14 protein-coding genes are annotated in these 12,724 nt (G+C 64.2%); 9 read left to right on the top strand and 5 right to left on the bottom strand.

Translation table 11 applies throughout. The features are described 5' to 3' along the window. Positions 1-21 precede the first annotated feature (21 nt). Entirely contained in the window at positions 22-1,182 is a 1,161-nt protein-coding gene (locus tag JOD78_RS20145) for a muconate/chloromuconate family cycloisomerase (protein ID WP_280921005.1), read from the bottom strand. Positions 1,183-1,439: 257 nt separating this feature from the next. Between JOD78_RS20145 and andAc the strand changes: the two genes are divergently transcribed. From andAc to JOD78_RS20100, 9 genes are all read left to right on the top strand, one after another. After that, positions 1,440-2,720 carry an anthranilate 1,2-dioxygenase large subunit AndAc gene (gene andAc / locus JOD78_RS20140; protein ID WP_121043447.1) on the top strand — a complete coding sequence of 427 codons (1,281 nt, stop codon included), beginning with the start codon at positions 1,440-1,442 and terminating at the stop codon, positions 2,718-2,720. Next, positions 2,717-3,217, top strand: a complete 501-nt coding sequence (gene andAd / locus JOD78_RS20135; protein ID WP_034335823.1) for an anthranilate 1,2-dioxygenase small subunit AndAd — start codon at positions 2,717-2,719, stop codon at positions 3,215-3,217. The genes andAc and andAd overlap by 4 nt, the downstream gene beginning before the upstream one ends. Before the next feature lie 7 nt (positions 3,218-3,224). After that, positions 3,225-4,298 (top strand): anthranilate 1,2-dioxygenase ferredoxin subunit AndAb, encoded by a 1,074-nt coding sequence (gene andAb, locus JOD78_RS20130; RefSeq protein WP_209567467.1) that lies wholly within the window; start codon positions 3,225-3,227, stop codon positions 4,296-4,298. A 102-nt stretch (positions 4,299-4,400) separates the two neighbouring features. Then, entirely contained in the window at positions 4,401-5,579 is a 1,179-nt protein-coding gene (locus tag JOD78_RS20125; RefSeq protein WP_209567466.1) for an ABC transporter substrate-binding protein, read from the top strand. 12 nt (positions 5,580-5,591) lie between these two features. After that, complete coding sequence (locus tag JOD78_RS20120; RefSeq protein ID WP_034335816.1) at positions 5,592-6,506, top strand: branched-chain amino acid ABC transporter permease; 915 nt, start codon at positions 5,592-5,594, stop codon at positions 6,504-6,506. Between the two features lie 8 nt (positions 6,507-6,514). Beyond that, positions 6,515-7,468 (top strand): branched-chain amino acid ABC transporter permease, encoded by a 954-nt coding sequence (locus JOD78_RS20115; RefSeq protein ID WP_121043433.1) that lies wholly within the window; start codon positions 6,515-6,517, stop codon positions 7,466-7,468. Beyond that, positions 7,458-8,225 carry an ABC transporter ATP-binding protein gene (locus JOD78_RS20110; RefSeq protein ID WP_134136689.1) on the top strand — a complete coding sequence of 256 codons (768 nt, stop codon included), beginning with the start codon at positions 7,458-7,460 and terminating at the stop codon, positions 8,223-8,225. Before JOD78_RS20115 ends, JOD78_RS20110 begins: the two co-directional genes overlap by 11 nt. Then, the gene (locus JOD78_RS20105; RefSeq protein WP_039784237.1) at positions 8,222-8,932 is read left to right on the top strand and encodes an ABC transporter ATP-binding protein; all 711 of its coding nucleotides are present in this window, start codon (positions 8,222-8,224) and stop codon (positions 8,930-8,932) included. The genes JOD78_RS20110 and JOD78_RS20105 overlap by 4 nt, the downstream gene beginning before the upstream one ends. Positions 8,933-9,004: 72 nt before the next feature. Beyond that, the gene (locus JOD78_RS20100) at positions 9,005-9,868 is read left to right on the top strand and encodes an alpha/beta hydrolase (RefSeq protein ID WP_134136690.1); all 864 of its coding nucleotides are present in this window, start codon (positions 9,005-9,007) and stop codon (positions 9,866-9,868) included. A 26-nt stretch (positions 9,869-9,894) separates the two neighbouring features. Here the strand turns inward: JOD78_RS20100 and JOD78_RS20095 are convergent, their stop codons facing one another. The 4 genes from JOD78_RS20095 to JOD78_RS20080 form a co-directional block, all read right to left on the bottom strand. Beyond that, positions 9,895-10,515, bottom strand: a complete 621-nt coding sequence (locus JOD78_RS20095; protein ID WP_034335801.1) for a riboflavin synthase — start codon at positions 10,513-10,515, stop codon at positions 9,895-9,897. 45 nt (positions 10,516-10,560) lie between these two features. Further along, positions 10,561-11,682, bottom strand: coding sequence for a bifunctional diaminohydroxyphosphoribosylaminopyrimidine deaminase/5-amino-6-(5-phosphoribosylamino)uracil reductase RibD (ribD, locus tag JOD78_RS20090; protein WP_121043421.1), 1,122 nt, complete (start codon positions 11,680-11,682; stop codon positions 10,561-10,563). A 108-nt stretch (positions 11,683-11,790) separates the two neighbouring features. Further along, complete coding sequence (locus tag JOD78_RS20085; RefSeq protein WP_209567464.1) at positions 11,791-12,264, bottom strand: GspH/FimT family pseudopilin; 474 nt, start codon at positions 12,262-12,264, stop codon at positions 11,791-11,793. Positions 12,265-12,268: 4 nt separating this feature from the next. Further along, positions 12,269-12,724 carry a type IV pilin protein gene (locus tag JOD78_RS20080; protein ID WP_121043415.1) on the bottom strand — a complete coding sequence of 152 codons (456 nt, stop codon included), beginning with the start codon at positions 12,722-12,724 and terminating at the stop codon, positions 12,269-12,271.

The following is a 12,724-nucleotide window of genomic DNA, read 5'->3' as shown; positions in this document are numbered from 1 at the left end:
CGGTTGGTCCGGGCCGATGGTTCAGGCCACGGAGACCAGCGGGGTCTTGCGGTCGCGGCGCAGCGCGTTGACGCGATCTTCATCCAGGGTGATGCCGAGGCCGGGGCCGCTCGGCAGTTCCAGGGCGAAGTCGCGGTAACGCAGCGGCGTGGCCAGGATTTCTTCGGTCAGCAGCAGCGGGCCGAACAGTTCAGTGCCCCAGGCCAGCGTGCCAAAGGTGGCAAACAACTGGGCCGAAGCCATGGTGCCGATGGCGCCTTCCAGCATGGTGCCGCCATACAGTTCGACCTGGGCGGCAGCGGCGATGGCCGCGACTTGTTGCGCACCGGCCAGTCCGCCGGATTGGTTGATCTTCACGGCGAACACATCGGCAGCACCGACGCGGGCCAGTTGATAGGCATCCTGCGGACCATGCAGGCTTTCATCGGCCATGATGGCGATGCGGTTCTTCTGGCGCAGGCGGCCCAGGCCATCGTGATGGCTGGCGGCGATGGGCTGCTCCACCAGGTCCACGCCGGCATCGGCCAGCAGCTGCATGCCCAGCATGGCCTCGGTCTCGGTCCAGGCCTGGTTCACATCCACCCGCACGCTGCCGCGCTCGCCGAGGGCGCGCTTGATGGCGGCCACGTGGGCGCAATCCTGCTGCACGGTGCGCGCGCCGATCTTGAGCTTGAAGATGTTGTGGCGGCGCTGGGCCAGCATCTTCTCGGCTTCCTCGATGTCGCGCGCCGTGTCGCCGCTGGCCAGGGTCCAGGCAATCGGCAGGCTCTCGCGCACCCGGCCACCGAAGAGCGTGGACAGGGGCACGCCGAGGCGGCGCGCCAGTGCATCCGACAGCGCGGTCTCGATGGCGCATTTGGCGAAGCGGTTGCCCTGCACATGTTCGCCAATGTGATGCATGCGCGCGGCGACCTGGTTGGCATCGGCGCCCAACAGCAGCGGCGTGATGTAGGTGTCGATGTTGACCTTGATGCTTTCCGGACTTTCTTCGCCATAGGCGAGGCCACCGATGGTGGTGGCCTCGCCCCAGCCGGCCACGCCATCGTTGCCGGTGATGCGCACCAGCACCAGGGTCTGGCGGTGCATGGTGGTCATCGACAGGCGGTGCGGGCGGATGGTGGGAACGTCCAGCAGCAGGACCTCGACGGTTTCGATGGAGGTGGCGGGCAGGGTGGAATTCAAGATGCAGTCCGTAGAAAAGAAGAAGGCGAATGCTGACGATGTCTGACTTGGAATGGATGATAGGAACAAAGCCGCCCGGGTGTCCAAGACCGATTCGGGCATGCTGCATACCTTTTGGGTATAACGTGAAAGGTATGCAAAAAACGGACAAGACTGCCCCGCAACTATGCAAATGGCGGATATTCGTCCTTGCGCACTCTGCCTAAGATGGCTCATCGTCCAGGCCCCGCCTGGCATCCAACGATGAGGACCGTCGCATGAGCACATCCACCGAACTCGAACAGCAAGGCTATGCACCGCTGGTGCAATTCCCCCGCACCGATGGTGCACGCACTCCTTACAAGGTATTCAGCTCCAAAGAGGTCTATGACCTGGAGCAGGAACGCATCTACCGTGGCGAGACCTGGAGCTTCCTGGCACTGGAAGCCGAGATTCCCAATAACGGCGATTACAAAAGTACCTTCGTCGGCGACACCCCGGTGGTAGTCACCCGCACCGAAGATGGCAGCCTGGCCGCCTGGGTCAACAAGTGTTCGCACCGTGGCGCCATCGTCTGCCGCACGCCGCGCGGCAATGCCAGTTCGCACAGCTGTGCTTATCACCAGTGGAGTTTCGATGCGCGCGGCAACCTGCTGGGCGTACCCTTCCGCCGTGGCCAGAAGGGCGCCACCGGCATGGCCAAGGATTTCGATCCCAAGTGCCACGGCCTGCGCCAGTTGCGCGTGGACAGCTACAAGGGCCTGGTCTTCGCCACCTTCAGCGAGACCGTGGAATCGCTGCCGGACTACATCGGCGCCGAGATGCGTCCGTGGATCGACCGCATCTTCCACAAGCCCATCGTCTACCTCGGCTGCACGCGCCAGTATTCCAAGTCGAACTGGAAGCTCTACCTGGAAAACGTCAAGGACCCGTATCACGCCAGCCTGCTGCACCTGTTCCACACCACCTTCAACATCTTCCGCGTGGGCATGAAGGCGCGCTCGCTGGCTGACAAGCACCATGGCCTGCACAGCATCATCACCGCCACCAAGAATGAAGTGGAGACGGCGGACGCCTACAAGCAGCAGGAGATCCGTTCCTTCGATGAGGGCTTCTCGCTGCAGGATCCGTCGGTGCTGGGCCAGATCAAGGAATTCGAGGAACTGACCACCAACCACATCCAGCCCATCTTCCCGCAGCTGGTGGTGCAGCAGATCCATAACACCCTGGTGGCGCGCCAGTTGCTGCCCAAGGGACCGAGCAACTTCGAACTGGTCTTCCACTTCTTCGGCTACGAGGACGACACCCCCGAGCTGCGCGCGCTGCGCATCAAGCAGGCCAACCTGGTGGGGCCGGCCGGCTACATCTCGATGGAAGACACCGAGGCCACCGAACTGGTGCAGCGTGGCACCGCCCGCGATCCTGACCACTGCTCGGTCATCGACATGGCGCGCGACAATCCCGACCAGGAAGACACATTGATTACCGAAAGCCTGATCCGCAAGTTCTGGATGGGCTACCAGAAACTGATGGGCTTCCCGTCCATCGAGAAGGCATGAGCGAGGCAAAGCAGATGCAAAACATGGAACAGATGAGCTTGTGGTTCGAGCTGCACCAACTGCAGGAGCGCTACGTGCATGCGCTCGACAACGACCGCCTGGAACAGTGGCCGGAGTTTTTCACCGACGACTGCCTGTATGAAATCGTGCCGCGCGAGAACGCCGATGCCGGCCTGCCCATCGGCATCATCCATTGCGACAGCAAGAAGATGCTGCAGGATCGCGTGCTCTCGCTGCGCCACGCCAACATCTACGAGGCGCACACCTATCGCCACATGACTTCCGGGCTGGTGTTCACGCAGAATGCCGACGGCTCGGTGGATGCGCAATCGAGCTACGTGGTGGTGCAGACCTTGCAGAACGGCGAATCCTTCGTCTACCAGGCCGGCCGTTATGAGGACCGCGTGGTCAGGACCGAGGCCGGCTGGCGCTATGCCCGCCGCCGCGTGATCTACGACACGCTGCGCGTGGCGACCCTGTTGGCCACTCCGATCTGAGGCGGCCATGAGCGAGTGGTTCGATGTCGGCCATGCCGATGATTTCGCCGAAGGTGAAGTGGCTGCTGCCCGCGCGGGCAGCCAGGCGGTGGCGGTGTTCCGCCTGGGCGAGGAAATTTTTGCGCTCAAGGACTTGTGCACCCACGGCAATGCCAAGCTTTCCGATGGCTATGTCGAAGATGGCTGCGTCGAGTGTCCGCTGCACCAGGGGCTGTTCGACATACGCAGTGGTGCGCCGCGGTGTGCGCCGGTGACCGAGGCGGTGCGCAGCTTCCCGGTGCGCGTGGTTGCAGGCCGGGTCGAGATTGGCGTGGGCGGGGAGGGCGACGCAGCCGCCATCGCCATCGCCGAACCGGCATTGCAGTCAGTGCAGGCCACGCTGGAAAACATCACACGCGCAGCCCCGGATGTGGCCATCCTGCGCCTGCGCTGTGCAGCGCCGCTGTCCTATCGCGCCGGCCAGTACATCGACCTGCTGCTGGAAGACGGCCAGCGCCGCAGCTATTCCATGGCGACCTATGCCAGGGACGGCAGTGATCTGCTGGAGCTGCACGTACGCCACTTGCCCGGTGGACTGTTTACGGACCGCCTCTTCAATGGCATGCAGCCGGGCCAGGCGTTCTCGCTGGAGGGACCGGCCGGCAGCTTCTTCATGCGCGAGGGCAGCGAGCCGGTGATCCTGCTGGCCAGTGGCACAGGATTTGCTCCGGTCAAGGCACTGGTGGAAGAGGCCATCGCCACCGGCAGCACGCGTGCGATGCGCCTGTACTGGGGCGGTCGCCGTGCCGCCGACCTGTATCTCGATGCACTGTGCCGCGACTGGGCGGCGAGCCTGCCCTGGTTTGATTACGTGCCGGTGCTGTCCGAGGCCGATGCCGCCAGTGGCTGGAGCGGACGCACCGGATTCGTCCACCAGGCCGTGATGCAGGATGTGCCGGCGATGCAGTCGTATCAGGTCTATGCCTGTGGCGCGCCGGTCGTGGTAGAGTCAGCGCGGCGCGATTTCACGGCCACCTGCGGCCTGCCGGGGACGGCTTTCTTTGCGGATGCCTTTGTCTCGAAAGCCGACCTGCGTAAATAGTTTTTCCAGGCCGGGCTTGCGGTGAAATCCAGGTTTCACGCGCCGCTGCGCTTCCAGCTTCACACCGAATTCAAACCAAAGAATCTAGAGGGGAATCCAGGCATGAATCGACTCACTAAAGTGGCAGGTGCGGTAATGATGGCGATGGCGGCGGGCGCAAGCCTGTCCGTGCAGGCGGCCGATGTGGTGAAGGTGGGCTTCCTGACCACCCTGAGCGGCCCGGCCAGTGCGCCCGGCGTGGATGAGCGCGAAGGCTTCATGCTGGCCATGAAGATGCTGGGCAACAAGCTCGGCGGCGTGCCCGCCGAAGTCATCGTGGTCGATGACCAGTTCAGCCCCGATGCCGCCAAGCAGGGCGCGGACCGCCTCATCAAGCGCGAGAAGGTCGATATCCTGAGCGGCTTCGTCTATTCCAACATCCTGCTGGCCGTGGCTCCGGCGGCCTTCGCCAGCAAGACCGTGGTGGTCAGCGCCAATGCCGGTCCGGCGCAACTGGCCGGTGCAGGCTGTAATCCCTATTTCTTCAGCGCCAGCTACCAGAACGACGCCACCCATGAAGCGGCCGGCAAGCTGATGGCCGACAAGGGCTACCAGCGCGTGGCCATCATCGCCCCCAACTATCCGGCGGGCAAGGATGCCTCGGCGGGCTTCAAGCGTTTCCTCAAGAAGGACCCTGCGGTCGAACTCTTCCCCAAGCTGGGTCAGCTCGATTTCGCGACCGAAATTGCGCAGTTGCGTGCCGCCAATATCGATGCCCTGTATTTCTTCCTGCCGGGCGGCATGGGCGTGAACTTCGTCAAGCAATATGCGGCCGCCGGCATGGACCCCAAGATCGTGCGCGTGATGCCCGCCTATGATGCGGACCAGCAGATGCTCTCCAATGGCGACCTGATCGCCGGCGTGGCCAACACCGGCCAGTGGTCGGCCGATCTGCCCAATGAACAGAACCGCGCTTTCGTGGCGGCCTACGTCAAGGAATACGGCCATCAGCCTTCGATGTTCGCCTCCCAGGCGTATGACGCAGCCATGCTCATCGACAGCGCCGTCAAGGCCATCGGCGGCAAGGTCGAGAATCGCGAGGCGCTCATTGCAGCCATCAAGGCGGCCAACTTCAAGTCGGTGCGCGGGGGCTTCAAGTTCGCGGCCAATCACTTCCCGATCCAGAATCAGTATGCGCGGGTGGTGACCAAGGGCGCGGACGGCAAGTACGTCAACAACATGACCCAGACGCTGCTGCCCGATCACGTCGACGCCTATGTCGGTCAATGCAAGATGCCTTGAGGACGGTGCACCTTGGGTAATCTGATCTTCGAGCAGGTGCTCAACAGCCTGCAGTTCGGCGTCATGCTGTTCCTGATCGCCTCGGGATTGACGCTGATCTTTGGCGTGATGAACTTCGTGAACCTCGCGCACGGCAGCTTCTTCATGATCGGCGCCTACGTGGCGGCGGTGGTGGCCGGGGCCAGCGGTTCCTTCTGGCTGGGCCTGCTGGTGGCCCTGCCGGCCACGGCAGCGCTGGGCTTCCTGCTGGAGTGGCTGGTGTTCCGGCGGCTCTACAAGAAGGACCACATGGTGCACGTGCTGGCCACCTTCGCCTTCATCCTGATCTTCAACGATGGCGTGCGCATGATCTGGGGCCCGCAGCCCCTGCCGCTGAACATGCCGCCGGCCTTCGCCGGGCCGGTCAATCTGTTCGGGCTGCCGTATTCCAGTTATCGCCTGCTGGTCATGGCGGTGGGCGTGGTGGTGGCCGTGGCGCTGTACTTCCTCATCAACCGCACGCGCATCGGCATGTGGGTGCGTGCCGGCGCCAACAACCTGGAAATGGTCACGGCCATGGGCATCAACATCCGCCTGCTGTTCCGGCTGGTGTTCAGCTTCGGGCTTCTGTTGGCGGCGCTGGCGGGCATCATGCTGGGGCCGCTGGTGGCGGTGCAGGCCGGCATGGGCGATGACGTGCTGATCCTGGCCTTCGTGGTGGTGGTCATCGGCGGCATCGGCTCGGTGCCGGGCGCGGCCATCGGCGCGCTTATCGTAGGCGTGGTCGATACGCTGGGGCGCAGTTTGCTGCCGCAGCTCTTCGCGCTCTTCCTCAGTGCCGATGCGGCCGCCTCGGTCGGTCCGGCGCTGGGCTCGATGATGATCTACCTGGTGATGATCGCGGTGCTGTTCTGGCGCCCCAGCGGTCTGTTCCCTGCCCGTACCTGAGGAATCCCATGCAACGTCTGTTCGTTCCCCTGCTGCTCGTCCTGGCGGTGCTGCTGCCGCTGCTGGCGCAGGCCAGCGGGATGGAGTACTACATCGGCGTGGTCACCCGCATCCTGATCTTTGCGATGGTGGCGGCCAGCCTCAATTTCATTCTTGGTTACGGCGGCATGGTCAGTTTTGGTCATGCCGTGTTCTTCGGGCTGGGTGCGTATGTCACGGCCATCGCCAGTTTCCATGGCGTGACCAGTGCCTGGCTGATCTGGCTGCTGGCTGCGCTGGTGACGGGCCTGGTCGGCCTGGTGATCGGCGTGATCGCACTGCGCACGCGGGCGGTGTATTTCATCATGATCACCATGGCGCTGGCGCAATTGTTCTACTACTTCTTCGTCGGCTTCCGGTATTACGGCGGCGACGATGGCCTGCAGGTGACGGCGCGTCCGCTGCTGGGCTTCGGTCTCGACATGAGCGGCGACAACGCCTTCTACTGGGTCGTGCTGGCCTGGCTGGTGGCCAGCTTCGTGCTGCTGCAGCGGCTGCTGGCCTCGCGCTTCGGGCTGGCCTTGAATGCCATCCGGCAGAACGAGCGGCGCGCCCAGGCCATCGGCTATCCGGCGCTGCGCTACAAGCTGGCGGCCTTCGTGATCGCCGCCGTCATCGCGGGACTGGCCGGCAGCCTCATCGGCATGAGCAATCTCTTTGCCAGCCCCAAGCTGCTGCACTGGTCGCAGTCCGGCATCCTGCTGGTGATGGTGGCGCTGGGCGGGGTCGGGTATTTCTACGGCGGCCTGCTCGGTGCGGCGGCCTTCCTGTTGCTGGAGGAAGTGTTGTCCACCCATTTCGAATACTGGCAGATCTATGTCGGCCTGATCCTCTTGCTGGTGGTCATGGTGGCGCCGCGCGGCGTGAGCTCGCTGGCCACCATCGGCAAGACACTCAAGCAGGGAGAGCAGCATGGGGCGTGAACAGGCAGCGGTGGCCCTCTCGGTCAAGGGCCTGAAGAAAAACTACGGCGGCCTGGCGGCCACGCGCGATGTCGACCTGGAGATCGCGGCAGGCCACGTGCACGCCATCATCGGTCCCAATGGCGCGGGCAAGACGACCTTGCTGTCCCTGCTTTCCGGGGCGCTGGCAGCCGATGCGGGCGAGGTCCACCTGTTCGGCCAGCCCATGCATGGCCACGCGGAACAGGCGCGGGTGGCGGCCGGGCTGGTGCGTTCGTTCCAGATCACCAGTGTCTTCGATGAACTGAGCGTGCTGGACAACCTGCAGGTGGCCGTGCAGCGCGGGCAGCATCGCAGCTATGGCTTCTTCCATGCCAGCGCGAGTGATCGCGCCGCACGCGAAGCGGCCATGACGGTGGCGCGCCGGGTCGGATTGGAGAAGGTCGTGCATCAGTTGTCGTCGCAGCTTTCACATGGTGCGCGGCGCCGGCTGGATGTGGGCCTGGCCATCGCCTGCGGTCCGCGCGTGCTGTTGATGGATGAACCGATGGCCGGCATGGGCCATGAGGAATCCGGCGACATGATCGCGCTGATCCAGTCCCTCAAGGAGGAGCTGACGGTGGTGCTGGTGGAACATGACATGGAGGCCGTCTTCGCCCTCGCCGACCGCATGACGGTGCTGGTACAGGGGGCGGTGCTGGCCACCGGCAGCGTGGACGAGATCCGCGCCAATGCCGAGGTCAAGCTGGCCTACCTGGGCGAGGAGGAAACGCAATGAGTGCTTTGCTGGAAGTGGAAGGCCTGACCGGCGGCTATGGTGCGAGCCAGGTGCTGTTCGGGATCGACATGCAGGTCAGGGAAGGCGAAGTGGTAACCCTGCTGGGCCGCAATGGCATGGGCAAGACCACCACGCTGCGCACCATCCTCGGATTGAATCGCCCGACCGGCGGCGTGGTGCGCTTTCGTGGCGAAGCCATCCACAGCGCCAGTGCCGATGCGATTGCCCGGCGCGGCATCGCCATCGTGCCGGAGGGGCGGCAGATTTTCAAAAACCTGAGCGTGGAAGAAAATCTGTCCGCCTTCGCGGCGCGCCGCAACGGCCGCGACAATCCGTGGACGCTGGAAAAGATTTATCAACAGTTCCCGCGCCTCAAGGAGCGCCGCCACAATGGCGGCGGCCAGCTCTCGGGCGGCGAGCAGCAGATGCTGGCCATCGGCCGGGCGCTGATGACCAATCCGCATCTGCTGATCCTGGATGAAGCCACCGAAGGCCTGGCGCCACTGGTGCGGGAAGAAATCTGGGCTTGCCTGAAAGCCTTGCGCGAGTATGGGCTGACCATCATCGTCATCGACAAGTACATCAAGCGTTTGATCGGCTTTGCCGACCAGCACACCATCCTCGAAAAGGGCAAGGTGGTCTGGCAGGGTGATTCGGCACAGCTGTCGGTGCAGACGGAATTGTGGGATCAGTATCTGAGCGTGTGAGGTGCTTGTTGCGCGGATATTGATCATTAACGCAGGTTTAATGCTGTGGCAAACAGCGTTAAGGAAAACTGAATGCTCCCCCATCAAGTCAAGACGGACGCTCGGCGCGTTCTTTGTCCCATCGCCGAGTGCGAGGCGGGCTACAACCTCAAGGCCGCCTTTCCGGATTTTCCGCAGGTGCTGCAGCAGTGGCAGCAGGCGACGGCCGCCATTGCCACTACCTTGCTGACCGAGTCCGACATCGCCTATGGTGATGCACCGCTTCAGCGCTTCGATTTCTATCGTGCGCAAGGGGCGCAGCGGCCTTTGCTGGTGTTCATCCACGGTGGTTACTGGCAGGGCGGCGACAAGCGTGACATCGGCTTCATCGCCGCGCCTTACGTCAAGGCGGGCATCAGCGTGGCGGTGATCAATTATTCGCTGGCCCCGCAGGCAGGCATCGAGGACATGGTGGCAGAGGTACAGGCGTTTCTTGCCACCATTGCGCAGCAGGCGGATCGCCTGGGCATCGATGTGAATCGTGTCTCGCTGATGGGGCATTCGGCGGGCGGCCATCTGGCGGCCTTCGTGGCCGCGCAGGCGAGTGCCTTGCCGGTGCAGGCCGTCTTTGCCATCAGTGGCGTGTTCGATCTGGTGCCGTTGATCCCGACTTCGCTCAACAAGGCACTGACGCTGGACGAGCAGCGCGCGGATGCGCTCTCACCGGTGCTGCAGGCCGGGCCCACTGGCACGCGCATGCATACCATCATCGGCGAATTGGAGACCGCGCAATTCCATCTGCAGGGGGCCGTGATGGCCAACTGCTGGCCGCAGGTGGTGGCGCATCATGTGGTGCCGCAGACGCATCACTACACGGTGTTGTTCCCGCTGGCTGATGGAGACACTCCGGTGTGCCGTGCGGTGATTGCAGAGATCGGTGATGCAGGCCGCCGCTGAGGACGACCTGCAGGGAGGCGTGGGGCTCAGGAAACGGTCGAGGAAGACAGCATGCGCTCCACATAGCGCGCAATCAGGTCAATCTCCAGATTGACCTTGCTGCCCGCCTTCAAATGCTTGAGCGTGGTCACTTCCACCGTATGCGGAATCAGGTTGATGGAGAAGCGGCAGGCATCGGCCAGGTCTTCCACGCGGTTGACCGTCAGCGACACGCCATTGACCACGATCGATCCCTTGTAAGCCAGGTACTTGCCCAGCGCCTTGGGGGCATCGACGATCAGCTCGCGCGATTCACCCACGGGCTCGAAGGAATGCACCTGTCCCAGGCCATCGACGTGGCCGGAGACCAGGTGGCCGCCCAGGCGCTCGGCCAGGGTCAGGGCCTTTTCCAGATTGACTTCGCCAGGGGCGTCCAGCCCGGCCGTCAGGCGCAGGCTTTCCCGCGAGACATCGACGGTAAAGCCGCTGGCGGTCTTCTCCACTACGGTCATGCAGGCACCATTGAGCGCAATCGAATCGCCCAGGCCGACATCGGCCATGGGCAGGCTGCCCGCATCGATGGTCAGGCGCACACCGGCGTCAGGGCCGGCTGCCAGGGGGGTGACGGAGGTGATGGTGCCGACGGCGGCAACGATTCCTGTAAACATGATTCAGTCCTGATACAAAAAATCTGAAAGAAAAAGCAAAAACGCTTACGCGAAACGGGCAAGGATACGCAAATCCGGCCCGACCTGCTTGACCTCGTGGAAGTGGATGCCGATCTTGCCCGACAGGTCCTCCAGCGGCGGCAGCTCGAACATGTTGCGGCCATCGCCGATCAGGGCCGGGGCCAGGTAGACCAGCAGTTCATCCACGCAGCCTGCGCGGATCAGCGCGCCATTGAGCTTGGCGCCGGCTTCCACGTGCAATTCATTGATCTGGCGCTGGCCCAGTTCACGCACCAGGCCCGGCAGGTCCACCTTGCCTTCGGCGTTGTCCAGCAGGATGACTTCGGCCCCCTCGGCTTCCAGCGCGGCGCGTTTTTCGCGGTCATCGGTGGCGGTGAAGACCCAGGTATTGCCGCCTTGGATCACGCGCGCTTCGGGCGAGACGATCAGCTTGCTGTCGACCACGATGCGGCGCGGCTGGCGCGGGGTGTCGATGGCACGCACGGTGAGTTGCGCATCGTCCTTCTGGATGGTGCCGATGCCGGCCATGATGGCGCAGGCGCGGGCGCGCCAGATGTGGCCGTCGTCGCGCGCGGCCTGGCTGGTGATCCACTGGCTCACGCCATTGTGCAGGGCGGTTTTGCCATCCAGGCTGGCGGCGCTCTTCATGCGTACCCACGGACGTCCGGTGCGCATGCGATGCAGGAAGCCGATGTTGATCTCGCGCGCCTCTTCCTCCAGCAGTCCGCAGGCGACCTCGATGCCGGCTGCCTGCAGCCGCGACAGTCCCTGTCCGGCCACCAGGGGGTTGGGGTCGGCGATGGCCGCCACCACGCGTGCTACGCCGGCTCGGACGAGCGCATCGGCACAGGGCGGGGTGCGGCCGAAATGGCTGCACGGTTCCAGCGTGACGTAGACGGTGGCACCACGCACGTCCTGTCCACGTGCGGCGGCGTCGGCCATGGCCTGGATTTCGGCGTGGTTGCCGCCGGGCGGCTGGGTGAAGCCGGCACCGATGATGCGCCGGTCCTTGACGATGACGCAGCCCACGCGCGGATTGGGGGTGGTGTCGAGCATGCCGAAGCCGGCTTGCAGCAAGGCCAGGGCCATGGCTTGCTGGTCATTCTCGATGTCGAACAGGTAGAGCGGATCTGCAGTGGAAGTCATGGTGTGCTAACACGAAATAGGCGGCAAGGCCTGCCAGGGGCGAGGCCGGATGCCCGTCAATATACACGGCTTTGCCGGATCGCCCGCAAGGCCGGCGGCACCGGCGATCTACTCGGGCGCGGCCAGGCTGCACTGGCTATCGAGGATGGGATTGCAGATCCGTACCCGCCCCAGGAAGTTGATCACCACCGCACGCGAATTCATGCCGCTGCTGAAGTACCAGCTGCCGCGCGTGACCGGCTGGCCGTCCGGCTGGTAGGCCACCAGTTCGCCGCCGGTGGTGTAGGCCACGGCGATGCCGACCTCCAGAGCGCGATGATGGGCGACCACTTGTTGTCCGACCCGGATCTCCCAGCCGCTCTGCCAGTCGCGGCCATCGCGCGGACGCATCTCGGCGCGGCGGCCGGCGCGCAGGGCTTCGGAGCGGGTCAGTTGCACGCCGTGGAAGAAATCGCTGCCGGCCGCCGCCAGCTGGTGTTCGGTGGAGAGCTGTTGCAGCGCCGGGATGCCGGCGGCCAGCACCAGGGCCGCGATCAGCAACACCACCATGAGTTCGATGAGCGAGAATCCGGTTGCGCGCATGAGGTCACCAGCACTCCTTGCCGTCGGCGCGGCGATTGCCCCGGTTGTCGGCTTGCAGCACGCCGCATTGGGCATCTTCATGGGCGGTGTTGACGCCGCTGCCGCCCGGCGTGGCGATGACCAGCACGCAGCTGGCCAGATCCTCATCCTCGCAGGCGCGTGCCGACAGGGCATAGGCGCTGGTTTGCGGCGTGGCCCCGGAATACCACTTGAACCCCTGGGCCGCGCTGCCCGGCTGGAAGGGCCGGTAGCGATGCTGGTAGGCGTAGTGCCGTTCCTGTTGCAGCAGCACGTGGAGGATGGCCGCGCGTCCTTCGGCGCGGCTGGCTTTCTTGACGATGTGAAGGTAACCGTTCCAGCCGAGCCCGGCCAGCAGGATCACGATGGCCAGGCTGACCAGGATTTCCAGCAGTGTGAAGCCATTTGCCGGAGCGGGAGAGGAGCGCAAGGGAGGGTGCAT

Source organism: Herbaspirillum sp. 1130 (assembly GCF_017833835.1).
Lineage (GTDB): Bacteria > Pseudomonadota > Gammaproteobacteria > Burkholderiales > Burkholderiaceae_D > Herbaspirillum > Herbaspirillum huttiense.
Note: the sequence above shows the minus strand (reverse complement) of the source record. Positions and strands in the feature narration are given on the sequence as shown.

Excerpts from the sequence above, each read along its gene's own strand:
- andAc (WP_121043447.1), top strand. The coding sequence starts at position 1,440 with ATGAGCACATCCACCGAACTCGAACAGCAAGGCTATGCACCGCTGGTG.
- JOD78_RS20095 (WP_034335801.1), bottom strand. The coding sequence starts at position 10,515 with ATGTTTACAGGAATCGTTGCCGCCGTCGGCACCATCACCTCCGTCACC.
- JOD78_RS20085 (WP_209567464.1), bottom strand. The coding sequence starts at position 12,264 with ATGCGCGCAACCGGATTCTCGCTCATCGAACTCATGGTGGTGTTGCTG.
- JOD78_RS20080 (WP_121043415.1), bottom strand. The coding sequence starts at position 12,724 with ATGCACCCTCCCTTGCGCTCCTCTCCCGCTCCGGCAAATGGCTTCACA.
- JOD78_RS20105 (WP_039784237.1), top strand. The coding sequence starts at position 8,222 with ATGAGTGCTTTGCTGGAAGTGGAAGGCCTGACCGGCGGCTATGGTGCG.
- JOD78_RS20125 (WP_209567466.1), top strand. The coding sequence starts at position 4,401 with ATGAATCGACTCACTAAAGTGGCAGGTGCGGTAATGATGGCGATGGCG.
- JOD78_RS20115 (WP_121043433.1), top strand. The coding sequence starts at position 6,515 with ATGCAACGTCTGTTCGTTCCCCTGCTGCTCGTCCTGGCGGTGCTGCTG.
- ribD (WP_121043421.1), bottom strand. The coding sequence starts at position 11,682 with ATGACTTCCACTGCAGATCCGCTCTACCTGTTCGACATCGAGAATGAC.
- JOD78_RS20100 (WP_134136690.1), top strand. The coding sequence starts at position 9,005 with ATGCTCCCCCATCAAGTCAAGACGGACGCTCGGCGCGTTCTTTGTCCC.
- andAb (WP_209567467.1), top strand. The coding sequence starts at position 3,225 with ATGAGCGAGTGGTTCGATGTCGGCCATGCCGATGATTTCGCCGAAGGT.
- JOD78_RS20110 (WP_134136689.1), top strand. The coding sequence starts at position 7,458 with ATGGGGCGTGAACAGGCAGCGGTGGCCCTCTCGGTCAAGGGCCTGAAG.
- andAd (WP_034335823.1), top strand. The coding sequence starts at position 2,717 with ATGAGCGAGGCAAAGCAGATGCAAAACATGGAACAGATGAGCTTGTGG.